Raw genomic sequence first — 21,515 nt, 5'->3', positions numbered from 1 at the left:
GGAGGCATCCGCCAGGAAAGGGGTCCGAAGTGGACGCGGTCGTCGAGACCAGCCGGCTGGGCAAGCGCTATCCCGGCCACGAGGCCCTGCGCGGCGTCGATCTGCACGTACCGGCCGGAACCGTGCTGGGCCTGCTGGGCCACAACGGGGCCGGCAAGACCACCACCGTCCGCATCCTCGCGACGCTGCTGGCGCCCGGCAGCGGGTCCGCGCGCGTCGCCGGGTTCGACGTCGTCCGCTCGCCGCGGGAGGTCCGGCGCCGGATCGCGCTCGCCGGCCAGTACGCCGCGGTCGACGCGCAGCTCACCGGCCGCGAAAACCTCGTCCTGCTGGGCAAGCTGCTGCGGCTGGGCAAGCGGGGCGCCCGCGCGCGGGCGGGCGAGCTGCTGGACCGGTTCGGCCTCACCGCCGCCGCGGACCGGCCGGCGGGCACCTACTCGGGCGGGATGCGCCGACGGCTCGACCTGGCGTGCTGCCTGATCACCCGGCCTGCGGTGGTGTTCCTCGACGAGCCGAGCGCCGGGCTGGACCCGGCGAGCAGGCACCTGCTGTGGGCGGAGGTCCGGGCGCAGGTCCGCGACGGCGTCACCGTGGTCTTGACCACCCAGTACCTCGAGGAGGCCGACCAGCTGGCCGATCGGGTCGTGGTCCTCGGCTCCGGTGCCGTCGTCGCCGACGGCACCCCGGAGGAGCTGAAGCGGAAGGTCGGTGGCGAATGGCTGGGCATCACGCTGGCGGAGCCGGCCGACGTCCCGTCCGCGGTGGCCGCCCTCGGCCCGGCGGCCACGGACGCCGACCCCGCGGCCGGCCGGCTCTCCCTCCCCCTCGACGACGGCATGGCCACGGTGGCCGCGGCCGCGGCCGCGCTGAACCGGGCCGGGCTGGCGGTGGCCGATTTCGCCGTCCGCCGTCCGTCCCTCGACGACGTGTTCCTCGCGCTCACCGGAAAGGAGCAGCCCGCATGATGTTCACCGAAACGGCCGCCCTCACCGGACGGCGGCTGCTGCGGCTGCGCCGGTCGCCCGGCGAGCTGCTGGCCGTCACGCTGACGCCGGTGACGATGGTGATCGTCATGGGTTACCTGCTCGACAAGACGATCGTGATGCCCGGCGGCGCCGGCTACCTCGACTTCATGATGGCCGGGGTCGGCGCCCAGGTGGCGCTGGCGTGCTTCGGCACGAGCGCCATCGCCATGGCGGACGACCTGCGCGGCGGCCTGGTCGACCGGTTCCGGTCCCTGCCGATCGGCCGCGTGCCGGTGCTGCTCGCCCAGTCGCTGTGCGACCTGCTGCTCACGGCGGCGGGCATCGCCATCGCTTCGGCCGTCGGCTGGCTGCTCGGCTGGCGCGTCCACACGGGGATCCTGCCCGGCCTCGCCGGGTTCGGGCTGCTGCTCGCGCTGGCGTTCCTGCTGTCCTGGACCGGGATCCTGGCCGGGTTGTGGTTCCGCAGCGCGCCCACGGTCGGCTCGATCTCCGGCCTGGTGCTGGTGGTGGGCTCGTTCGTGTCGACGGCGTTCGTCCCGCCCGACGGCCTGCCGGGCTGGCTGCGCACGATCGTGTCGTGGAGCCCGGTGAGCACGGTGTCGACGGCGTGCCGCCGCCTGTGGGGCAACCCGGTGGCGGACGCGGGCATCGGCCTCCCGGTCGTCCACCCGCTCCCGGTGGCGCTGGTCTCGATGGCGGTCCTGCTGGCCGTCGTCATCACGGCGGCCTGGCGGGTCTTCCGCTCGGCCGCGGCGGAAACCCGTTGAGGAGAAGCGTTGAGGAGAGCGTTGTGAATGTCGTCGAATCCGCGGTGAACACCACGACCGCCCCGCCACCGCTGGCGCTCGCCGGGCCGGGAGAACCGGTCTCGGCGATCTGCGACCGGTTCTTCGCCCACGGCGGCGGTGGCCGGGTGACCCCGCCCGTGCCGGGGCCGCAAGCGGACCTGTCGGTCGGCGAGCTGCTCGGGATGCGGTCCGGCTGAGCCGGGGTGCGCGGGTCAGGCCGTTCCGCTGCGGTCGGTGCCGGAAACGGTCAGCCGGCCCTCGATGCTGGCCGTCGCCAGGTCGAGGCGTGAGCGGCAGCCCGTCTTCGCGAACAGCCGCGTCAGGTGGCTCTCCACCGTCTTTTCGCTGATCTGCAGCGTTCCGGCGATCTGGCGGTTCGTCAGCCCCTGCTGGATCAGGCCGATGACGCGCAGCTCGGCGGGCGACAGGTCGTCCGAAGCACCGGGCCGGCGGGGCGGGGGCACGCCGAGCTCGCGCATCCGCGCCTTGATCGTCATGCGCAGCAGGTCACCGCCCAGGCGCCGGGCGATGTCGTAGGCCTCGTGCAGCCACGGGCGCGGTTCGTCGGCGACGGACGCGGCGATCAGGCACGCCAGCATCAGCTCGCCCTGGTTCTCGTGGTTGCGCACGGCCTCGACGGCGGAGCGCGCGCTCGCGAGGTCCCGTTCGGCCAGGCCGGCGACCATGAGATCGGCCATCTTCAGCCGCCGCCCGCCGTAGCGCCGGTACCACCGGCCGGCCAGCGTCCGCAGCTCGGCCACCTTTTCGTCGTGGCAGGCCTGTGATTCCAGCATCGCCAGCCGCACGAGCAGCCAGTGCAGCCCGATGACGTTGCCCCGATCGGCCGCCTCCGCCGCGGCGGCGTAGCCCCGCCAGCCCGTTTCGATGGCTTCGGGCAGCCGGCCGCTGCGCCACAACAGCCCGCACTCGGCCCAGGTCGCCAACGCGGGGAACGGGCAATCGCCGACGGCGGCCAGCCAGTCGGCGGCGAGCCGCGCTTCTCCGGCGCCCGACAGGATTTCCGCGGCGAACAGCCGGGCCAGGCCGTGGCCGGGCGTGCTCGGCCGCCCGCTCAGTTCGAGCGCCCGGCACGCGGACAGCACCTCGACCCACGTGCCGCGGTGGTAGCCGGTGATCACGCGGTGGTACAGGGCGAGCGGCCCGTCGTCCGGGGCACCGTATTCGTCGCCGAACAGGAAGCCGAACAGGGCCACGAGATCGTGCCGGCCCGTCCAGATCTCGAGCTGATCCCGCATCGGCGCGGCGTCGGGAGCGTCGCCGAGCCGGAACCCGCCGAACGCGGCCACCAGCCCGTCGAAACTCATGACGTCGCGGCCTTCGAACCACCGCCCGGCGAATTCGAGCGGCGCACGGCAGGCCGGCTCGGCCGCCAGCCGTTCCGTCACGGCCCGCGGCACCGGAACACCGGTGTGCAGGGCGGCGAGCGCCGCGGCGACGGCGAGTTCGTGCTCCTGCCCGGTGGGAACCCCGCCGTCCACGGTCTCGGCGACGACCTCCCGCAGCCAGTCGTACCGGCCGAGGCGCACCAGCAGCCGCAGCAGCGACCGCGTCAGCTCGGGCACCCGCCCGGGATCGTGGGTGGCGCAGTGAACCAGCGCGGCGCGGTACCACCGCGCGGCCGACGCGGGGTCGGCGGAAAGCACCCGGGCCGCTTCCCGGACGAGCAGCGGAACAACGCCCGGCCCGGACCGCAGCTCGGAACCGGCCAGCGCAACCTGCTCGGCAACGAGCGCGGGCTCCCAGGCACCGCGCAGGTACCCGGATCCGCGCCCGGCAACGACATCCGGACCAGGACGCACCCCGGCATCACCCAGCCCGCCATCCCCGACACCGGCCGCGAGCTCTCCGGCACCACGCGGATACCCCGCGCCACGCCCGGCAACGGCACCCGGACCCAGCCCACCATCCTCCACACCGGCAACAGGCTCCCCGGCCGCGAACATCGGGCGTTCCGGACCGATCGGCGCCGCAACCGCGGGCTCCCCCACCCCGCCCAGCAGGTACTCGGCCAGCTTCGCGTGGAGCACGCATATCCGCCGCTCCCCCACGTGGGTCCGCACCGCGGCCGCCAAGGCCGGGCAGGGCACGACCAGCTCGCCGTGCTCTTCGTAGCCCAGCACCCCGGTCTCCACGAGCCGGTCGGCGGCGCGGCCGCAGGCTGCCGGGTCCCATCCCGCCGCTTCGGCGAGGGCCAGCAGGTCGTCCATCCGGAAGCGCCCGCCGCCGCCCGCGAACGCGACCAGCTCCGGCGCCGGCTCCGGCAGCCCGGTGACCTCCCGCACGAGGTCGTGGTCCGGCGGCAGCGCGAGCGGTGCGGCGGGGCCGGCCAGGCACCACACTCCCCGCACCGGGACGAGCCGTCCGTCGCGGCGGAGTCCGTCCCGGATCGCCAGCACCGCGCCCGGATTGCCGCGCAGTGGCCCCAGCGCCGCCCGCACCGCCGGGGCCACCGCGGGATCCACCGGCCCGTCGACGGCGAGCAGTTCGTCGGCTTCGCCGTCCGTCAGCGGCCGCAGGTCGACGACTTCGTCGGCGAGCGCGCTGAGCAACGTGGGCTCGACGGCCTCGCGGCAGGCCGCCACGACGGTGCAGCCCGCGTAGCGTGCGGCCGCCACCGTGAAACCGGCGTTCGGCACCGCGTCGAGGTCGTCGAAGAAGACGGCCGCGGGCCGCGCGGCTTCGAACAACCGGGCCAATTCGGTGAACAATGCAGGGCCGGAAGGTGAACAACCGGGGTCGCCCGGGGGGCAGGCGTGGTGCCGCGTGCCGAATTCTTCGCAGACGGCGGCCAGTGCCGCCCGGATGCCGAATTCGTCGGACCCGCCGGCCGAAAAGCAAATGTGAATAGTTTTCAATCCGCGGTCGCGCCACTTCCGCCGCACCGCGTCGAGCAACGCCGTCTTGCCCGCTCCGGCCGGACCCCCGACCACCACGAGAACGGGTCGCCCCGCCGCCTTTTCGAGCGCGGCGAGCTCGTCGTCCCGCCCCGGCAAGGCATCGCAGTCCCGGGTCACCGGCCGCCTCCTTCCCGTCCACCGGCCGCGGACCGGAGAGTCCGCGGCCGCCGTTCTCTCGGGTGACGAGAGCTTGCCCCGTTCATTACGCCGTTCGGCGCCAAGAGTAATGAGGTTTACCCCATTCGGGGGTATCACTCAAATAGTCATGCACGCATGTGACCATGCGTGACCAAGTCGGAGATCCGTTTCTCCCGTCGGAGTGGCACTGGCCACGGCCCCACCGCGGAAGTCCTGTCGGTCCAATGTGGAGCGTCACCCGTTCGAGTGGTCTTTCGCGGCCCAACCACCGTCGATACCCTTGTGCACCACCAAAACTGACACTCCGGGCGGCAACGTAACACCGGCGGGCGGCGGCTAACCTGAGCCCACCCCGCAACGAACAGAGCAAGAAGCGTGCAGCCTGACCGATTCGTCCCGCCGTCCGAGCGGGTCGCCCTCGAGATCGTCGAGGCGCTCCGCTCGCCAAGCCGTCCGGTGCTGACCGTCCTCGCCGGACCGGACGGCGTCGACCTCGGCGCGGTCGAGGCCCACCTCGTCCGGCACCTCACCACCGACCCGCCCGGGTTCGCCCAGGTGCGGGTGGTCGACCTGGCGTTCGCCGGCGACGCCTCCGGCACCGCCCTGCTGGCCCGGATCCCACCGGCCGCGGTGCTGCGCGCCGCCGCCGGCACGCTGCTCATCCTCAAGGGCGTCCACCTGATGCCGGCCGAAGGCATCGGCTCGCTCGACGCGCTGGTCCGGCAGCTGGCCGCGACGAGGTCGGCGTGCGTGTGCACGATCGCGCTGCCCCTGCCCGCCGAGACCCGCACGGCGTTCCACGACAGCGCCGTGCGGTTGCACCGCGACGGCCTGCTCCACCACGTGAACCTGCGCCCGCTGCCCCGTTCCGCACTCCCCGCGCTCGTCACCGCGCTGCTCGACGCGGTACCCGAACCCGGCCTGTCCGACCGGCTGTGGCAGGTCACCCGGGGCTGGTCCGCGGTGGTCGAAGCGCTCCTGCGGATCGGCCGCACCCGCGACATGATCCGCGTGGTGGACCGGCACGCCTACGTCATCGGGCCGACGGGGCGGGTCCGGCTGTCGGAGCAGGACGACCTCGTGGTGACGATCCGCCGCCGGGGCGCGACCACGTGGGCGGCGGCCAAGGCGATCGCCGTGCTCGGCCCGCTCGGGCCGGCCGCCGCGCGGCTGGTCGCCACCGCGCTCGCGACGTCCGAAACCGAGGCCCGCCGCGAACTGGGCTTGCTGGCGCGGGCCGGGGTGCTGCGCCACGCGACGGCCCGGGACAGCTGGACGTTCCGGCAGCCGCTGGTCGCCATCGCGCTGATCTGGGCGCTGGGACCCTACGAGCGCCGCAGGCTCGCCCAGCTCGCCGTCGAAGCCCTGTGGTCCGGGGCCGCACACTGCGCCGACCCCGGCTACCTGCCCGAACGGCTGGTCGACGCCGGGCGGCTGGTCGACCCCGCCCGGGCGGCCGCGGAGCTGCGCGCCGGCGCCGCGGCCGCCGGCGAACGGGCCCTGATCTGGCTGCGCGCCGCGGCCGGGCTCACCGACGACCCGGCCGAACGCACCGAGATCCTGCTGCTGCACGCCCGCACCAGCCTCGACGGCGGCCACCCGGTCCGCGCGCTGGAATCCGCCGGAGAGGTGGCCCGCTCGCACGTCGGCGGCGAGCGGCCGGAAGTCCGGTTCCTCCACCTGACGGCGCTGTACGAGTCCGGCCGCCACGCCGAGCTGGCGGAGATCGCCGACGATGCGGACACGGCCGTCGAAACCCGCGCCTTCGCGTTGTTCCTGCTCGGCCGCTGGCGCGAAACGCACGAGCTGGTGCGGCGGATCCGCGCCGATCCCGGCGCGGCGCGGGTGCGGGACGCGGTCCGCCTGTTCGGTTCCGTCGTCGAGCTGTGGCTGGGCGACCGGACGGAGTTCGACCACGAGGTCGCCGAGCTGAGGCGGCGGATCGACGCGGGGGAACGGCCGTCCGGTGAACTGGCCCACCTCGCGGGCGCGCTCGTGGCGCTGAGCGAGCTGCGCCAGGCGCGGCAGCTGCTGACGGTGCCGGTCCGGCTGAGCACGCCCAGCCGGATGATCCTGGCGGTGGGCGACGGCGAGTTCTGCGAAGCCATGGAGCTGGCTCGCCGGCACATCGCCGCCAGCGCGGCGGGCGGATGCGACCCCGGCCAGACGGTCATGTTCCAGCTCGCCTCGACCCTCCAGCTGTGCCGCGGCCGGCTGTCGCGGGCCCGGGAGCTGCTCGCCACCGCGCGGGCCCGCGGGCCCGCGATGCCGCACGTGCTGGCGATCCCGGAAGCGCTGTACGAGCGGGCGCACGGCGAATACGCGCGGACGGAGTCGATCCTGCAGGCGGCCGTGTGCCAGACCGAAAAAGACGGTGTGGTGGCGCAGACGGACCTGCTCTGGATCGCGTTGGCCGACATGGCCGTCCGCACCGGACGGCCCGGAGAGCTGCCGGGACACCTGCGGAAGCTGGAAGAAGTGGCCGCGCGGATGGGCACCGAGCGCGCCGAGTTCAACCGCCTCACCCTGCACGCGCTGGTGCACGACGACCCGGTCGCGGCGAAGGAGGCGATGCGCCTGCTGCGCCTGCGCGACCAGCCGCTGGAACAGGCCGTCGCCCTGGAGCGGTTCGTGCGGTACGGCTTGGGCGAGCCGTCGCTGCTTTCGGAGTCCTACGCCATTTTCGGCGAACTGGACGCCCTGATGAGCCGGTCCTGGTCGCGCACGCTCATGCGCGCACACGGCGTGCAGGTGCCCGGACGGCAGGCGACGCTCGCCGAAAACGAGCGCCTGCTCGCGGTGCTCGTGGCCGAGGGGCTGGGCAACCGGCAGATCGCCACCCTGCTGCAGACCGGCGAGAAGAGCGTGGAGGGCCGGCTGTCACGGCTGTTCCAGCGCACCGGCTACCGGTCACGCGTGGAGCTGGCGACCGCGATCCTGACCGGCCAGTACACCGATGCCTGAGCCGCGCTCACCGGCGCGGCCGTCACGCCGGGGCCGCGGGTTCGACGCCGAGGGCCGCGACCAGATCGGCCACCCGGTGGTGCGCTTCCAGCGGGTGGCGCAGCCGGCCTTCCGGGTGGATCTTGTAGTGGTTGCGGCGGCCGACGCGCTCGCGCTCGAGGTAGCCCTCGGCGATCAGGTCGGCGAGGATCAGCTGCACCCCGCGCTCGGTGAGCCCCACCCGCTCGGCGATGTCGTGCAGCGTGCGGTCGGGATCCGCGGCCACGCACAGCAGGACGTGCGCGTGGTTGCTGAGGAACGTCCACGAAGCCATACCGGCCACAGTAACCGTCCGAACTTGACAGACGAAGCAGAGTTCGTCATTCTGGTGGCAGCATCATCATCGGAGGGGAGTACCCGCCCGGTCCGGCATCGTCAATCCGGCTGCCTCGAGCAGCCCGGTGCCGGCGTCACCGTCAGGTGACCGGGGAGACCTCCGGTTCGTCACCGAACCGGAGGAGTGTGCTGTGATCGTCCCGCTGTGGGCCTGGGCCGCCGTGCTCGGCGTCATCCTGGCCATGCTCGCGATCGACCTGGTGGCCCACCGCAAGACGCCCGTCATCGGCGTCCGGTCGGCCCTGGCGTGGTCCGGCGTGTGGGTGGCGCTCGGGCTCGCCTTCGGCGCCGTGGTCTGGTGGGTCTGGGGCGCGGAGTTCGCGGGCCAGTACTTCGCCGGCTACGTCATCGAGAAGTCCCTGGCCGTCGACAACGTCTTCGTGTTCGCGATCATCTTCAGCTACTTCGCGGTTCCCCGCGAGTACCAGCACCGCATCCTGTTCTACGGCGTCGTCGGTGCCCTGGTGTTCCGGGCGGTGTTCATCGCCGCGGGCTCGGTGCTCATCGCGAGCTTCGCCTGGATCCTGTACGTGTTCGGCGCTTTCCTGGTCATCACCGGTGTGCGGATGGCGCTGCACCGGGACGAGACGGTCGACTACGAGCAGAACCGGGTGCTGCGGGCGTTCCGCCGGCTCGTCCCGTCCACCGACGGCGACCACGGCGGCAAGTTCCTGGTCCGGCAGGCGGGCCGCTGGGTGGCGACGCCGTTGCTGGCGGTCCTGGTGCTGATCGAGGTCACCGACGTCGTCTTCGCGGTCGACTCGATCCCGGCGATCTTCGCGGTCACCCAGGAACCGTTCCTGGTGTTCACCTCGAACGCCTTCGCCGTGCTCGGCCTGCGGGCGATGTACTTCCTGCTCGCCGACGTCATGCACCGGTTCGTGTACCTGAAGCTCGGTTTGGCGCTGGTGCTGGTCTGGGTCGGCGTGAAGATGCTGCTGCTGGACGTCTGGAAGATCCCGACGGCGCTGTCGCTGGGCGTGGTCGCCGCCATCCTCGCGACGGCGGTCACCGCCAGCCTGCTCCGGACCCGCACCACCACCCGCACCACGGCTTGAATTTCTCTCGAAAGGAAACCATCATCATGCGCTTCAATCGCCTCACGACGGCTGTGTTCGCCGGCGGCGTCCTGCTGACCCTGACCGGCTGCGGCGTCGCGGAGACGGCGGGGCAGGTGGGCAACGCCGCCTCGACGGCCGCGGTCTGCGCGGACGCGGTCCGGATCGCCACGGCCAACCCGGACCTGACCAACCCCCAGGCGGCAGCCGACCGGGCCCACGCGGCCGCGGACGAGCTGACGGGGCTGGCCGCCAAGGCGGCGAACACCACAGCGGCCGACGCGATCAACAGCCTGGCGACGACAATGCGCGAGACCACAGTGGACGACCTGGTCAAGTCGCCGGCAGCCTGGGTCCAGAAGAAGGCGGACCAGGTGGCGACGTTGACCAAGGCCTGCGCCGGCTGAGTGCCCGGCCCGGCCGCGCCCGCGCCCGGCCGGTCTCGGCGTACATGGCTCACCCCTGGCCGGGCCGGGCTGGGCCGGCGCCCGGGAGGTCCGCACGAGCGTGGCGGGCGGGACTCACCCGCGACCGGCTCGACGTGCGGACCTCACCCCGCGACCGGGCCCGGCGTGCCTGGCTCACCCGGCCGGCCCGGCGTGCGTCACCCGTCCCGACCGAGCCCCGCGTGCGTGACCCACCCGCGGCTCGACCGGGACCGAGCCGGACCGGACCGGGCCGAGCCGGACCGAGCCCAGCCGGCGGCCGCGCGCCGCCTCCGCACCTCACCCCAGCCGCCCCACAGGCCGCCCACCCGCGTCCGTGACACCCACCCCAGGAGCCTCGATGACCGCCTTCCCCGCCGCATCCACCGCTGCCGGGGAGATGACCGGCGTGGCCGGGTGGGCCGTCGGGCTCATGGAGTCGCTCGGGGGCCCCGGGGCCGCCCTCGTCGTCGGGCTGGACAACCTCTTCCCGCCCCTGCCCAGCGAGCTCGTCCTCCCCCTCGCCGGGTTCGCCGCCGGGCGGGGGACGTTCACCCTCGGCAGCGCCCTCTTCTGGACCACCCTCGGGTCGGTTGCCGGTGCCGTCATCGTCTACCTGCTCGGCCGGCAGCTCGGGCACGACCGCACGCGACGGCTCGTGGGCCGGATCCCGCTCGTCAAGACCGCCGATTTCGACAAGACCGCCGCGTGGTTCGCCCGGCACGGTGGCAAAGCCGTCTTCTTCGGGCGCATGATCCCCGTCTTCCGCAGCCTCGTCTCGCTGCCCGCCGGGGTCGAGCGCATGCCGTTCGGGCGGTTCCTGCTCTACACCGCGGCCGGCAGCCTGCTCTGGAACACCGGGTTCGTCGTCGCGGGCTACCTGCTCGGCGAACACTGGCCGGTCGTCGAGCGGTATGCGTCGATCTTCCAATACGTCGTGTTCGCCGCCATCGCCGTCGCCGTCGGGCTGTTCGTGGTCCGCCGTGTCCGGGGACGCAAGCCCGTTTAAGGTTCGGGCATGAACGCACCTGCGGCACCCGTGTCCGCCCTGCGGGAACGCGTGTACGCGACGCTGGTCGGCCTGTCGACCGTGCTGCTCCTGCTGAACTACGCCGCCGACACGTCCGCGGGGGAAGCCGTCGCCGACATCGGGGCCGCGATGGGCGCCCTCTGCCTGGCCGGCGGGTTCGCCGACGTGAGCGCGTACCGCATCACGCACGGCCGCTTCCCGCGCGGCGACGACTTCCGCCACATCCTCGCGGCGACCGGCCACGTCCTGGAAACCGCGCTGCTGCCCATCCTCAGCGTCGGCGCCGCGGCACTCGGCTGGCTGCCGCTGGACACCGCCCTGTGGATCGCCGCCCTGTCGCTGGTGCTCACCATCGCCGCGCTGGCGCTGCTCGCGACGCGGCGGACCACCGTCCGGTGGCCGGTGAAGCTGCTGCTGTTCGTCGTCGAGGTGGCGATCGCCCTCGCCGTCGTCGGTGTGAAGCTCCTCGCCCACTGAAACCCCGGGAGCCGCGAGGTCACAGCCGGGCCGGCAGCCCGGCCGCCGTGACGAGCCGCGGGTCGTGGAACTTGACCGCGCGGGAGAAGCGGCCGGCGGTCACCGTGAACACCCACAGCCCTTCGGCCCGCCGGACGCCGTCGGCGTCGCACCGGTAGCTGCCCGCGGCGGGCTGGCCGTTGGCGCGGGTGGGCAGCAGCCGCGCGGCGCCGCGCGACGCGGCGAAATTGCGTTCCAGGAACGGCAGGCACACGGCCACGCCCCGGAACCACGTCGGGTGCGGCACGGCTTCGAGGCTGAAGTCGTCCTGGATGACGGCCCGCAGCGCCGCGGTGTCCTCGGCCTCGAACGCCGCGATGTAGCGGTCGAGCAGCGCGTGCTCGTCTTCCGGGCGGAGCGGCTCCGGCGAGCCGGCCAGGTCCAGTTCGTCGAGCCGGACGCGGGCCCGCTGCAGGAGGCTCTTGACGGCGGGCACGCTGATGCCGAGCACGTCCGCGATCTCGGCGGCCGACCACGAAAGGACTTCGCGCAGCAGGAACGCGGCGCGTTGCCGGGCCGGCAGGTGCTGCAGCGCGGCGACCAGCGCGAGCCGCACCGACTCGCGCCGCACGACGAGCTCTCCCGGGTCGCCGAGCACGGCGTCGGGCAGCGGCCCGAGCCACGCGACCGAGTCGTCGGCGAAGACGCGCGCCCCGGGGTCGTCCGACGGCGCCCCGAGCCCGGCGGGCAGGACGCGCCGGCTGCGGTGGTTCAGCTCGGTGAGGCAGGTGTTGGTGGCGATCCGGTAGAGCCACGTCTTGAGGGAGGACCGCCCTTCGAAGGCGTCCACACCCCGGGCGGCCTTGAGGTAGGTCTCCTGGACGACGTCTTCGGCGTCCTGGTAGGACCCGGTCATCCGGTAGCAGTGCGCGACCAGCGCCGGGCGCAGCGAGCCGAACTCGTCCCGCAGCTGCTCGCTGCCCGGCTGGGAAATCGCTTCGGAAGACACAGACACTCCCTGTTCGTCATGGACATCTTCGATGATCGCGCCCGAGGGCGGCGAGCAGCCGTTCGCCCGCCGGCCGGCCCGGTGGCAGGGCGACGGGCTCGGCGAACACGCCCCGGCCGGTGCCGCGGCCGAGCACCGACGGGAGTTCGGCGAGCAGCCGGGTGGCGAGCTCGCCGGGGATCGGCCTGGCCCGGTTCGCGTCCCAGCCGTGGACGGCGGCCTCGATCGTGCCCACGACGATCAGCTGGTGACACGGCAGCGGAAGCCCGTCGACGGCGACCGCGCGCCGGCCGCGGAGATCCCGCGCCGCGGCACCGAGCGCGGCCGCCGCCCGGCCGAGGTCGCGCTTGAGGACCCGCGCGGTGGCCGGTCCGGTCCGCGGCGCCCCGACCCGCGGCACGGCACCGGAGGCGAGTGAGGTGGCCACGCAGCGAAGGGACCGCGTGAGGTGATCGAGCGTGTCGGCGACGGTCCAGCCGTCGCAGGCCGACGGACGCCCGAGGTCGGCCGTCCCGACCTCACCGGCCGAGGCAACGGCGTAGTCGAGCGCGGCGGCGAGCATCGCCTCATCGGCAGGCTGCCCGGACACCCGGCACCCCCGTCTCCCCCGCGCGGCGGCGCGACCAGGCCCGCGCGGCCAACCGGGAATCGGCACCGAACCCGCACCGAACCCGGCCCGCCAACCCGGCCCCCGTGGCAAGGCTGCCGACCGCCCCCTCACGCATCCGGACCCTCCACTCCCGCACCCGGCAACCCAGCCCCCGCAACAACGCGAGCACCGACGGGCAACCCTTCACACATCCGGACCCCCGCCCCCACCGCGCCCGGCAACTCAGCCTCCGCAACAACGCGAGCACCAGCGGGCAACCCTTCACACATCCGGACCCCCGCCCCCACCGCGCCCGGCAACCCCACCCCCGCACCGCCGACCGACTCCCACAACCGCCCCCGCCGCACCCGGCAACCATGCCGCCGCACCAAGGCCGCCGACCACCCCTCAGACACCCGGCCCCGCCATCCCCGCCGCGCGGCGAAGCTCCTCGAGCCCGCCGCGCATCGCCGCCATCCCCGCGCGGTAGAACCGCGGCCCGAAGGACACCCTGGCGGCCCCCAGCGCCGCCAGGGTGTCCAAGTCCAGCTCGGCTCCCGTGTTGCCGTTGACCGGCCCGGGCACGCCGTCGACCACCTGCCCGAGGTCGGCCGCGCTCGAGATCCCGATCGGGTACACGCAGTCCGCACCGGCGTCGCGGTAGCGGCGGCCACGGCGGATCGCCTCGGCCGTCCGGTCGGGTCCGAAAAACCCGCTGTGTGGCAGGAAAGTGTCGATCCGCGCGTTGAGCACCAACGACCCGCCTGCCGCCGCGCGGATCGCGGCCAGCCGATCCGCCTGGGCCGCCGGGTCGGCCAGTCCCCCGGTGCGGTGGTCGGTGTCCTCGATGTTGCACCCCGCCGCGCCGGCGGCCAGGAGTTCGGCGACGAGCTGGTCCGGTTCCAGGCCGTAGCCCGCCTCGGCGTCCACCGTCACCGGAACCGGCACCGCGCGGGCGATCCGCGCCACGGCGGCGAACATCTCCCGCCACGGCGCCCGTTCGCCGTCTTCGTGGCCCAGCGCGTCCGCCACCGCGGCGCTGGACGTCGCCACGACCGGGAACCCGGCCTCGACGACGAGTTCCGCGCTCGCCTCGTCCCACGCGTTCGGCAGCACCAGCGGTTTCCCGTGGTGCAGCTCGCGCAGCAGACCGGCCTTCACGTCGGACATATCGCGTCACTCCTTCGTCGAACGGCGGGGAATCACGGAACCGGCCAGCGCGCCCGCCACGGCGAGGACAGCGCTGACCACGGCGGCGGCGGTGAACCCGGCGGAGAACGCCGCCCTCGACTCGTAGCTGCCGGCCAGTGCGAACCCGGCGACCAGGACCGCGACGCCGAACGCGCCACCGAGCTGCCGCATCGCGCTGAAGGCGCCGGAGGCCTTGCCGAGGAACCGCGGCGCCACCGACGTCAGGACCGCGCTCTGCGCGGCGGGCAGGCACATCGCGATCCCCGTGCCGGACAGCACGAGCGGCACGGCGATCACCCAGTAGCCGATCGCGGGCCCGGCGACCAGGGCGATCCAGAGCATCGCGAGGGCGTGCAACCCCAGCCCCGCGACGATGAACGGCCGTTCGCCGAACCGGCCGACCAGCCGCCCCGCCAGCTGCGGCACGACCGTCGTCGTCAGTCCCCACGGCGCCAGCCCGAGTCCTGCCGCCAGCGGCCCGTACCCCAGTCCTTCCTGCAGGAACTGCGCCATGAAGAACACCGCACCCAGCGCGGACGCCCAGTGGAAGAAGATGACGGCGTTGCCGGCGGCGAACCGGCGGGAGCGGAACAGGTGCAGGGGCAGCATCGGGTGGGTGGCTCGCCGCTGCCAGGCCACGAACGCGCCGAGCGCGACCAGGCCGGCCACGAGCGGCCCCACCACCGCGACGCTGGTCCAGCCGGCCGAGTTGCCCTGGACCAGGCCCCACACCACCCCGAAGGAGCCGGCCCCGGCCAGCACCAGGCCGGGGCCGTCGATGGCCGGGTCCGGGCCGTGGCTCTCCTCGGTCCGGGTCAGCGCGAAGCAGGCGAGAGCCACCCCGATCGGGACGTTGATCCAGAAGATCCACGGCCAGGAAATGCCTTCCACGACGGCGCCGCCGAGCAGTGGCCCGAGGGGCACCGCCACGCCGCTGACGCTCGCGAAGACACCGAGCGCCTTGGCGCGGAGTTCCGGCGGGAAGGCGGCCCCGAGCAGGGCGAGGGCGACCGGCATGACGAACGCGGCCCCGGCGCCCTGCAGCACGCGCCCGGCGATCAGCACCTCCACGCCGGGCGCGAGCGCGCAGATCAGCGACGCCACCGCGAACAGTGTCACCCCCGCCGCGAAGACCCGGCGCCGTCCCCAGCGGTCACCGGCCGCCGCCGCCGTCATGAGCAGGACGGCGAAGCTCAGGCCGTAGGCGTTGACCGTCCATTCGAGCTCGGTGACCGACGCGCCGAGGTCGCTCCTGATCGCCGTCAGCGCGGTCGCCACGACCAGCGCGTCGAGCACGACCATCATGGACGCGACCGAGGTGATGACCAGCACCCAGCCTCGCTGGGCCCGTCCGGCGGCCGGGGCCACCGGCGTGGGGGAAGTCCTGGTGCGCACTCGTGTCTCCTTGCCTCCGTCACCGGCGTTGTGCCGCTTTCGAAGACATGGACTCCGCGCGGTCCCCGAAGGAATCGGCGAACGTCAGCTTCCGCGTGGCCGCGTCATGCCCGGGACGTGTTCGGTGACCTCGGCTCAGCCGACCGCCCTGCCCAGCCGGGCCGCCAGCGCCCGGACGTGGTCGACGAGCTCGGGTGGCTCGTGCACCTGGAAGTCGAACCCCTTGCCCGCCACGTAGATCGCCAGCTCGTCGAGCGAGTCCGAGCCGGCGCGCAGGGTGCAGCTGTGCTCGTCGATCGGCTCCAGCGCCGCGGTGGTGGGGGCGATGCGCTCGGCCGCGGTCTCGGCGCTGACGTGCAGGGTGAACCGGCCCTGGTAGCGGTAGGCCGACGTCGAAATCGCCCGTGAGGTGTAGCCGCCGAGATCGGGGTCGGGCGGGGTGCGCGAGGTGAACCGCGGCCCGGTGGGCGTGCGGGGGTCGAGGCGGTCGACGCGGTAGGTGCGCCAGTCCGCGCGGTCGACGTCCCAGCCGACGAGGTACCAGCGCCGTCCGGTGTGCACCAGCCGGTGCGGCTCGGTCGTGCGGACGCTTTCGGTGCCGTCGTGGGCGCGGTAGCCGAAGCGCAGCCGCACCGAATCGCGGACGGCGGCGGCGATGGCGGTCAGGGTGTCCGGGTCGGCGGTGGGGCCGGTGTTGGCCAGCGGCACCGTCGCCGACCGCAGGGCGTTGATCCGGTGGCGCAGCCGGGACGGCAGCACCTGTTCGAGCTTGGCCAGCGCACGCACCGACGTCTCTTCGATGCCGGTGATCGAGCCGCCCGCAGCGGTGCGCAGGCCCATCGCGACGGCGACGGCTTCGTCGTCGTCGAGCAGCAGCGGCGGCAGGTCCGCGCCGGCCCCCAGCCGGTAGCCGGCGGTGCCCGCGCTGGCCAGCACCGGGTAGCCGAGCGCGCGCAGCCGCTCGATGTCGCGGCGCACGGTCCGCGGGGTGATGTCGAGGCGTTCGGCCAGTTCCGCTCCGGACCAGTCGCGCCGGGTCTGCAGGAGCGAGAGCAAACGCAGCAGCCGCGCCGAGGTTTCCCACATGCCACGCATTCTGCCGGTCGGCTAGGACCGAACCTGACCTAACCGGTCTCTACCGTGGGAGTCATGGAAAACACCAGCGAGATCCGGCCCTTCACCATCGACGTCCCCCAGGCCGACCTGGACGACCTGCGCGAGCGGCTGGCCCGCACCCGGTGGGCGGCCGACCTGCCCGGGACCGGCTGGAGCCGCGGGGTGCCGGTGGGCTACCTCAAGGAGCTGGCCGGGTACTGGCGCGACGGCTACGACTGGCGGCGGCACGAGCGGGAGCTGAACGCGTTCCCCCAGTTCGTCACCGAGATCGACGGGCAGGACATCCACTTCCTGCACGTCCGCTCGCCGGAGCCGGACGCCCTGCCGCTGATCCTGATCCACGGCTGGCCCGGGTCGGTCGCGGAGTTCCGGAACGTCATCGGCCCGCTGACCGATCCGCGTGCGCACGGTGGCCACCCGGCGGACGCGTTCCACCTGGTCATCCCCTCGAATCCCGGCACCGCCTTCTCCGGGCCGACCCGCGAGACCGGCTGGGACACCGGCCGGATCACCCGGGCGTACGCCGAGCTGATGCACCGGCTCGGCTACGCCCGCTACGGCGCACAGGGCGGCGACACGGGCGCGGTCGTCGGCCCCGGACTCGGGCGGCTCGCCCCGGACAAGGTCGTCGGCGTGCACGCCAACGGGCTCGCCGCGTTCGGCGCGCCGGACGAGGGCGTCGAGCTGACCGAAGCGGAGAAGGCGCGGCTGGAGCACCTCGAATACCTGAGCACCGAGCAGGCCGGGTACGTGGCGATGCAGACGACCCGGCCGCAGACGCTGGCGCACGGGCTGCACGATTCGCCGGTGGCCCAGCTGGCCTGGATCGTGGAGAAGTTCAAGGAGTGGACCGATCCGGCGGCCGAACTGCCGGAGGACGCGGTGGACCGGGACCTGCTGCTCACCAACGTGATGCTCTACTGGCTGACCGGCACCGGCGGCTCGTCGGCCAACTGCTACTACGAGACCGCCCACGCCGGCGCGTGGGGCGCGAGCGAGCGGTCCCCGGTGCCGACCGGGGTCGCGGTGTTCCCGAGGGACGTGTCGATCCGCAGCGCACTCGACCGTGAGCACACGATCGTCCACTGGTCCGAGTTCGCCCGCGGCGGCCACTTCGCGGCGATGGAGGCACCCGACCTGCTGGTGGCCGACGTCCGGGCGTTCTTCGGCACCCTGCGGTGAACTACTCCGGTTGCCGCCCCGGCGCCCGCGCTACGGCCGGGGCCGGCGCAGCCGCAGCGCGACGACGACCGCGGCCACCACGACCACGACGGCGACGAGGATCCACACCCACGCCGGCACACCGCGGCCGATTTCGTCCGCCGTGGGCCGGGCCGGGGTCGCCGACGCGGCACTGACCGGCGCCGCGGCCGACGCCGAAGCCGAAACCGGCGCCGCGGAACTGGCGGAGACCGGCGCGGTGAGCGTGAAGTGCACGGCGGCCGTCACCTTGTCGCCGTCGTCCGACACGACCTTGTAGGTGAGCGTGTAGGCGCCGGCCGGGCCGGCCGGGGTCACCGGCGCCGTGATCACCGCGTCGACGACCGCCGGGGTGCCGACGGTCCACTTCGCCCCGTCCGGACCGGTGACCGAGATCGGGTCCGGCTGCAGGGTGACCGGCTCCGCGAAGGTGAGCTCGATCTTGCGCGGCGGGGCGGCCAGGCTCGCGCCTTCGGCGGGCGAGCTCGACTCGAGCGCGGTGTGGGCCGACGCGGGTCCGGCCGTCAGCAGCACGCCGGACAGCGCGAGCAGGAAGGCTCCGGACAGCCGGGCGATCTTCATGCGGTTCCTCGATCCGGTGGTCGGCTTGGACGGCTCGCCGCGGGCGTCGGTCAGTTCTTCCAGGTTGCGGTCATTGGCCGAGGCGGCCGTCGATCCGTTCGCGGAGGAGGTCGACGTGCCCGAGGTGGCGGGCGTACTCCTCGATCATGCCGACCACCGCTTCGCGCAGCGACATCGCCCCGCCGCCGCTGCCGTGCCGGTTCGCGGAATCCTCGGCGGTGACGTCGAAACTCGGCGCGGCGGCCAGGAACTCCGTCGCGAAGTCGGCTTCGGCCCGCCACGCCGCCCAGGCCTGCGCGACGACGTCCGGATCCGGCACGGCGCCGTTGAAGTCGGCGTCGCGGTCGGGTCCGGTGCAGTAGAGCCGCGGGACGTCCTGCCCGGCCAGGAGCACCCGGAAGGTCGCCCGCTCCACCTCGGCCAGGTGCCGCACGAGACCCAGCAACGACATCGTCGACGGCTCGACCGCCCGCCGCGCCATGGCCTCGGCGTCGAGGCCGGCGCACTTCAGCTCCAGCGTGAGCCGCAGGCAGCGCAGGGATTCGGCCAGCGTGGTGCGCTCGTCGCCCAGGCGTACCCGGTGCTCGCGGGGGTCGTCGGGCGACGGCCGGCCGTCGGCGGTGAACATGTCGGCTCGTCGGGTCGCCATGTCGTCATCGTGGGCGACCCGCGGAACCCGCGGCAACCGGATTTCTTGTCGGTGGTGCCCGGTAACGTCCTTCCGGTGAACGCTCAGGAACGCATCCAGGAACTCGCCGATCGCATCACGGTGCTGCGCGACGCCTACTACCGGGGTTCGCCGCTGGTGGCCGACGCGGAGTACGACGCGGTCGAGGACGAGCTGCGGAGCCTGATCGAGGCGCACCCCGAGCTCGCCCCTGACCCGAACCCGCTGGACCAGGTCGGCGCGCCCGCGGTGCTGCACGCGCCGATCCGGCACTCGCGCCCGATGCTGTCGCTGGACAAGGCGACCAAGTCCGAGCAGGTCGAGGCGTTCTTCGACCGCTTCCCCGGCCAGCCGGTGGTGGTCATGCCGAAGCTGGACGGGCTGTCGCTGGCCGTCGTCTACGAAAACGGGCGCCTGGCCCGGGCGGTCACCCGCGGGGACGGCACGACCGGCGACGACGTCACCGTGCTCGTGCGGGCCCTGGCCGACGGGATCCCGGAGCAGGTCGACGCACCCGGCCGCGTCGAGGTCCGCGGCGAGGCCGTCATGCTGCGCTCCACGTTCGCCGCCTACAACACCGCCCACCCGGACAAGCCGCTGATCAACCCGCGCAACGCCGCCGCCGGCACGCTGCGCGCGAAGGACCCCGCCACCGTCGCCGAGCGGCGGCTGCGGTTCTTCGCCTTCGACCTGCACACCGAGCCCGACAGCGCGGAGACCGACCTCGGCAGCGCGCTGCACACGCTCGGCTTCACCGCGGCCGACATGCGGCGCTGCGCCGACGCCGCCGCCGCACAGCGCGTGATCGGCGAGATCGAGCGGCAGCGCAACGACCTGGACTACGACCTCGACGGCGCCGTGCTGCGGCTGGCGAGCCGGGACGCCTACGCGGCGGCCGGCACCCGGTCGAGCTCGCCCCGCGGCGCGCTGGCCTTCAAGTTCGCGGCCGAGGAGAAGACCACCGTGCTGTCCGACGTGGTCTGGGACGTCGGCAAGACCGGCAAGATCGCCCCGGTCGCCTGGCTGGAGCCGGTGTTCGTGGGCGGGACCACGGTCACCCGCGCGACGCTGGCCAACCAGGAGGTGATCCGCGCCCGTGGCATCAAGATCGGCGACACCGTGCTGGTGCGCCGCGCCGGCGACGTGATCCCGTTCGTCGCCGGCGTGCTCGACGCCTCGAAGCGCACGGGCGCCGAGCGGGAGATCGTCCCGCCGGAGGCGTGCCCGTCGTGCGGGCAGCCGCTGACCGAGCAGGGCAACAGCCGGGAACTGTTCTGCACCAACGTTTCCTGCCCGGCCCAGACCGTGCGGCGGCTGATCCACTGGGCGTCGCGGGCGGCGGCGGACATCGACGCCATCGGCGGCGTGTGGATCGAACGGCTGGCCGAAGCCGGGATCCTGGAGCACCCTTCGGACTTCTACGGGTTGACGAAGGAGAAACTGCTCGAGTTCGACCGCATCGGCGAAGTCTCGGCCACGCGGATGGTCGAGTCGATCGACGCGAGCCGGGCGGTGGGGCTGCGCCGGGCGCTGATCGGGCTGGCGATCCCGATGGCGTCCGAAGGCACGGCCGCCCGGCTGTGCCGGGCCGGGTTCGGCTCCCTCGAAGACGTCGTGGCGGCGGGCGTCGACGGGCTCGTGGCGGTGGAGGACATCGGGCCGAAGGTCGCGGCGTCGCTGATCGAGCACCTCACCCGGCTGCGCCCCGAGCTGGAGCGCCTGCGGGAGGCGGGGGTTTCGCTGGACGTGCGCGAGGAGGACCTCCCGCCGGTCGTCGCGGCGGGCGCACCGCTGGCGGGCAAGACGGTGGTGGTCACCGGCTCGATCAGCGACCCGCGGTCCGGCGAAAAGGTCCCCCGCCCGACGTTCCAGCGGCTGTGCGAGAAAGCCGGCGCGACCACGGCGACGTCGGTCTCGGCGAGCACGGACCTGCTCATCACCGGCGCGGACGTCGGGGCGAGCAAGCTGACGAAGGCCGAGAAGCACGGCGTCGAGGTCGTCGACCAGGGCGAGATCTGGCAGCAGCTCATCTCGGCGGGCATCGTGTAGCCGACCCAGTGTCTCGCTTCCCGGACGCGGGTCACCCGGTCGTGGAAACCCGCCAAGCGCGACACTGAGCGTGAGTACCCGACTTCGTCCGAAGGGACCGCGATGACCACGTCCGACCTCATGGTCGCCCGCCAGCTCGGGGTGCACGAGTTCCTCACCGCACGGGGCTGGCTCCTCGACGGCGACAGCGATCCCGCGCGGGTGTGGTTCGCCAACGACGTCCACGCGGGCTGGCACTACCCCGGGACCTACGGCGGCCGGCACATCAACGAGGTCGCCGACACCACACCGGTGCGGCTGCAGAGCTACTTCACGTTCGACAACGAGGGCGACGAAGTGTTCGCCATCGTCCCGGCGGGCAACCTCCGCGGCAGCGGCTGCCCCGAGCACGACACCCAGGAGCGGTTCTTCCCCCTGACCGCGGACGGTGTCGTGCAGCTGGACGAGATCGCCGCCCTGCTGGACACCCTCGAGCCCCGCGCGCGGTCGCTCGACCCGCGGGCGTTGATCGAGTGCCGGTACTTCGGCCCCTGCCAGCGCTCGGTGTGAGCCGTCGGTGCGGTGGCCGGTTCCCCGGGC

General features: G+C 73.6%; 20 protein-coding genes. 11 read left to right on the top strand and 9 right to left on the bottom strand.

The annotated features are described in order from the left end of the window. Positions 1-29: 29 nt before the first annotated feature. From ACLJQE_RS21250 to ACLJQE_RS21240, 3 genes are read left to right on the top strand one after another with little or no spacing between them, the layout of a single operon-like run. Complete coding sequence (locus ACLJQE_RS21250; RefSeq protein WP_410641041.1) at positions 30-965, top strand: ATP-binding cassette domain-containing protein; 936 nt, start codon at positions 30-32, stop codon at positions 963-965. After that, on the top strand, positions 962-1,753 hold the full coding sequence (locus ACLJQE_RS21245) for an ABC transporter permease (protein WP_410641040.1): 792 nt from the start codon (positions 962-964) through the stop codon (positions 1,751-1,753). Before ACLJQE_RS21250 ends, ACLJQE_RS21245 begins: the two co-directional genes overlap by 4 nt. A 23-nt stretch (positions 1,754-1,776) precedes the next feature. Beyond that, positions 1,777-1,971 (top strand): hypothetical protein, encoded by a 195-nt coding sequence (locus tag ACLJQE_RS21240; protein ID WP_410641039.1) that lies wholly within the window; start codon positions 1,777-1,779, stop codon positions 1,969-1,971. A 15-nt stretch (positions 1,972-1,986) separates the two neighbouring features. Here ACLJQE_RS21240 and ACLJQE_RS21235 read toward each other — a convergent pair whose 3' ends face one another. Next, on the bottom strand, positions 1,987-4,809 hold the full coding sequence (locus tag ACLJQE_RS21235) for a helix-turn-helix transcriptional regulator (RefSeq protein WP_410641038.1): 2,823 nt from the start codon (positions 4,807-4,809) through the stop codon (positions 1,987-1,989). A gap of 396 nt (positions 4,810-5,205) precedes the next feature. Between ACLJQE_RS21235 and ACLJQE_RS21230 the strand changes: the two genes are divergently transcribed. Continuing rightward, on the top strand, positions 5,206-7,794 hold the full coding sequence (locus ACLJQE_RS21230) for a hypothetical protein (protein WP_410641037.1): 2,589 nt from the start codon (positions 5,206-5,208) through the stop codon (positions 7,792-7,794). A gap of 22 nt (positions 7,795-7,816) precedes the next feature. Here ACLJQE_RS21230 and ACLJQE_RS21225 read toward each other — a convergent pair whose 3' ends face one another. Next, complete coding sequence (locus tag ACLJQE_RS21225) at positions 7,817-8,107, bottom strand: helix-turn-helix transcriptional regulator (protein WP_410641036.1); 291 nt, start codon at positions 8,105-8,107, stop codon at positions 7,817-7,819. 193 nt (positions 8,108-8,300) lie between these two features. On the opposite strand from ACLJQE_RS21225, the gene ACLJQE_RS21220 reads away from it, so the two are divergent. The 4 genes from ACLJQE_RS21220 to ACLJQE_RS21205 all read left to right on the top strand — a co-directional run bounded on the left by ACLJQE_RS21220 (position 8,301) and on the right by ACLJQE_RS21205 (position 11,159). Beyond that, positions 8,301-9,227 (top strand): TerC family protein, encoded by a 927-nt coding sequence (locus ACLJQE_RS21220; RefSeq protein ID WP_410641035.1) that lies wholly within the window; start codon positions 8,301-8,303, stop codon positions 9,225-9,227. A gap of 26 nt (positions 9,228-9,253) precedes the next feature. Continuing rightward, positions 9,254-9,634, top strand: coding sequence for a bacteriophage spanin2 family protein (locus ACLJQE_RS21215; protein ID WP_410641034.1), 381 nt, complete (start codon positions 9,254-9,256; stop codon positions 9,632-9,634). A 379-nt stretch (positions 9,635-10,013) separates the two neighbouring features. Beyond that, positions 10,014-10,661, top strand: coding sequence for a DedA family protein (locus tag ACLJQE_RS21210; RefSeq protein WP_410641033.1), 648 nt, complete (start codon positions 10,014-10,016; stop codon positions 10,659-10,661). A gap of 9 nt (positions 10,662-10,670) precedes the next feature. Next, entirely contained in the window at positions 10,671-11,159 is a 489-nt protein-coding gene (locus tag ACLJQE_RS21205) for a hypothetical protein (protein WP_410641032.1), read from the top strand. Positions 11,160-11,178: 19 nt separating this feature from the next. On the opposite strand, the gene ACLJQE_RS21200 is transcribed toward ACLJQE_RS21205, so the two are convergent. The 5 genes from ACLJQE_RS21200 to ACLJQE_RS21180 all read right to left on the bottom strand — a co-directional run bounded on the left by ACLJQE_RS21200 (position 11,179) and on the right by ACLJQE_RS21180 (position 16,408). Then, positions 11,179-12,147, bottom strand: coding sequence for an RNA polymerase subunit sigma-70 (locus tag ACLJQE_RS21200; protein WP_410641031.1), 969 nt, complete (start codon positions 12,145-12,147; stop codon positions 11,179-11,181). Positions 12,148-12,163: 16 nt separating this feature from the next. After that, positions 12,164-12,736, bottom strand: coding sequence for a maleylpyruvate isomerase family mycothiol-dependent enzyme (locus ACLJQE_RS21195; RefSeq protein WP_410641030.1), 573 nt, complete (start codon positions 12,734-12,736; stop codon positions 12,164-12,166). A 408-nt stretch (positions 12,737-13,144) separates the two neighbouring features. After that, complete coding sequence (locus tag ACLJQE_RS21190) at positions 13,145-13,906, bottom strand: isocitrate lyase/phosphoenolpyruvate mutase family protein (RefSeq protein ID WP_410641029.1); 762 nt, start codon at positions 13,904-13,906, stop codon at positions 13,145-13,147. A gap of 6 nt (positions 13,907-13,912) precedes the next feature. Further along, positions 13,913-15,322 carry a DHA2 family efflux MFS transporter permease subunit gene (locus tag ACLJQE_RS21185; RefSeq protein ID WP_410641028.1) on the bottom strand — a complete coding sequence of 470 codons (1,410 nt, stop codon included), beginning with the start codon at positions 15,320-15,322 and terminating at the stop codon, positions 13,913-13,915. A 135-nt stretch (positions 15,323-15,457) separates the two neighbouring features. Further along, the gene (locus tag ACLJQE_RS21180) at positions 15,458-16,408 is read right to left on the bottom strand and encodes a helix-turn-helix transcriptional regulator (RefSeq protein ID WP_410641027.1); all 951 of its coding nucleotides are present in this window, start codon (positions 16,406-16,408) and stop codon (positions 15,458-15,460) included. Between the two features lie 63 nt (positions 16,409-16,471). Between ACLJQE_RS21180 and ACLJQE_RS21175 the strand changes: the two genes are divergently transcribed. Continuing rightward, complete coding sequence (locus ACLJQE_RS21175) at positions 16,472-17,620, top strand: epoxide hydrolase family protein (protein ID WP_410641026.1); 1,149 nt, start codon at positions 16,472-16,474, stop codon at positions 17,618-17,620. Positions 17,621-17,650: 30 nt separating this feature from the next. On the opposite strand, the gene ACLJQE_RS21170 is transcribed toward ACLJQE_RS21175, so the two are convergent. Beyond that, entirely contained in the window at positions 17,651-18,220 is a 570-nt protein-coding gene (locus ACLJQE_RS21170; protein WP_410641025.1) for a copper resistance protein CopC, read from the bottom strand. Between the two features lie 70 nt (positions 18,221-18,290). Continuing rightward, complete coding sequence (locus tag ACLJQE_RS21165) at positions 18,291-18,869, bottom strand: DinB family protein (protein ID WP_410641024.1); 579 nt, start codon at positions 18,867-18,869, stop codon at positions 18,291-18,293. Between the two features lie 75 nt (positions 18,870-18,944). On the opposite strand from ACLJQE_RS21165, the gene ligA reads away from it, so the two are divergent. Then, the gene (ligA, locus tag ACLJQE_RS21160) at positions 18,945-20,936 is read left to right on the top strand and encodes an NAD-dependent DNA ligase LigA (RefSeq protein WP_410641023.1); all 1,992 of its coding nucleotides are present in this window, start codon (positions 18,945-18,947) and stop codon (positions 20,934-20,936) included. A 102-nt stretch (positions 20,937-21,038) separates the two neighbouring features. Then, positions 21,039-21,485: a hypothetical protein gene (locus ACLJQE_RS21155; protein ID WP_410641022.1), complete on the top strand. Its 447-nt coding sequence runs from the start codon at positions 21,039-21,041 to the stop codon at positions 21,483-21,485. The last annotated feature ends 30 nt before the right edge of the window (positions 21,486-21,515 follow it).

Origin of the sequence: Amycolatopsis sp. lyj-346, assembly GCF_046548975.1 — a bacterium.
Taxonomy (GTDB): Bacteria; Actinomycetota; Actinomycetes; order Mycobacteriales; family Pseudonocardiaceae; genus Amycolatopsis.
Note: the sequence above shows the minus strand (reverse complement) of the source record. Positions and strands in the feature narration are given on the sequence as shown.

Excerpts from the sequence above, each read along its gene's own strand:
- ACLJQE_RS21245 (WP_410641040.1), top strand. The coding sequence starts at position 962 with ATGATGTTCACCGAAACGGCCGCCCTCACCGGACGGCGGCTGCTGCGG.
- ACLJQE_RS21225 (WP_410641036.1), bottom strand. The coding sequence starts at position 8,107 with ATGGCTTCGTGGACGTTCCTCAGCAACCACGCGCACGTCCTGCTGTGC.
- ACLJQE_RS21215 (WP_410641034.1), top strand. The coding sequence starts at position 9,254 with ATGCGCTTCAATCGCCTCACGACGGCTGTGTTCGCCGGCGGCGTCCTG.
- ACLJQE_RS21210 (WP_410641033.1), top strand. The coding sequence starts at position 10,014 with ATGACCGCCTTCCCCGCCGCATCCACCGCTGCCGGGGAGATGACCGGC.
- ACLJQE_RS21205 (WP_410641032.1), top strand. The coding sequence starts at position 10,671 with ATGAACGCACCTGCGGCACCCGTGTCCGCCCTGCGGGAACGCGTGTAC.
- ACLJQE_RS21190 (WP_410641029.1), bottom strand. The coding sequence starts at position 13,906 with ATGTCCGACGTGAAGGCCGGTCTGCTGCGCGAGCTGCACCACGGGAAA.
- ACLJQE_RS21180 (WP_410641027.1), bottom strand. The coding sequence starts at position 16,408 with ATGTGGGAAACCTCGGCGCGGCTGCTGCGTTTGCTCTCGCTCCTGCAG.
- ACLJQE_RS21175 (WP_410641026.1), top strand. The coding sequence starts at position 16,472 with ATGGAAAACACCAGCGAGATCCGGCCCTTCACCATCGACGTCCCCCAG.
- ACLJQE_RS21170 (WP_410641025.1), bottom strand. The coding sequence starts at position 18,220 with ATGAAGATCGCCCGGCTGTCCGGAGCCTTCCTGCTCGCGCTGTCCGGC.
- ACLJQE_RS21165 (WP_410641024.1), bottom strand. The coding sequence starts at position 18,869 with ATGGCGACCCGACGAGCCGACATGTTCACCGCCGACGGCCGGCCGTCG.
- ACLJQE_RS21155 (WP_410641022.1), top strand. The coding sequence starts at position 21,039 with ATGACCACGTCCGACCTCATGGTCGCCCGCCAGCTCGGGGTGCACGAG.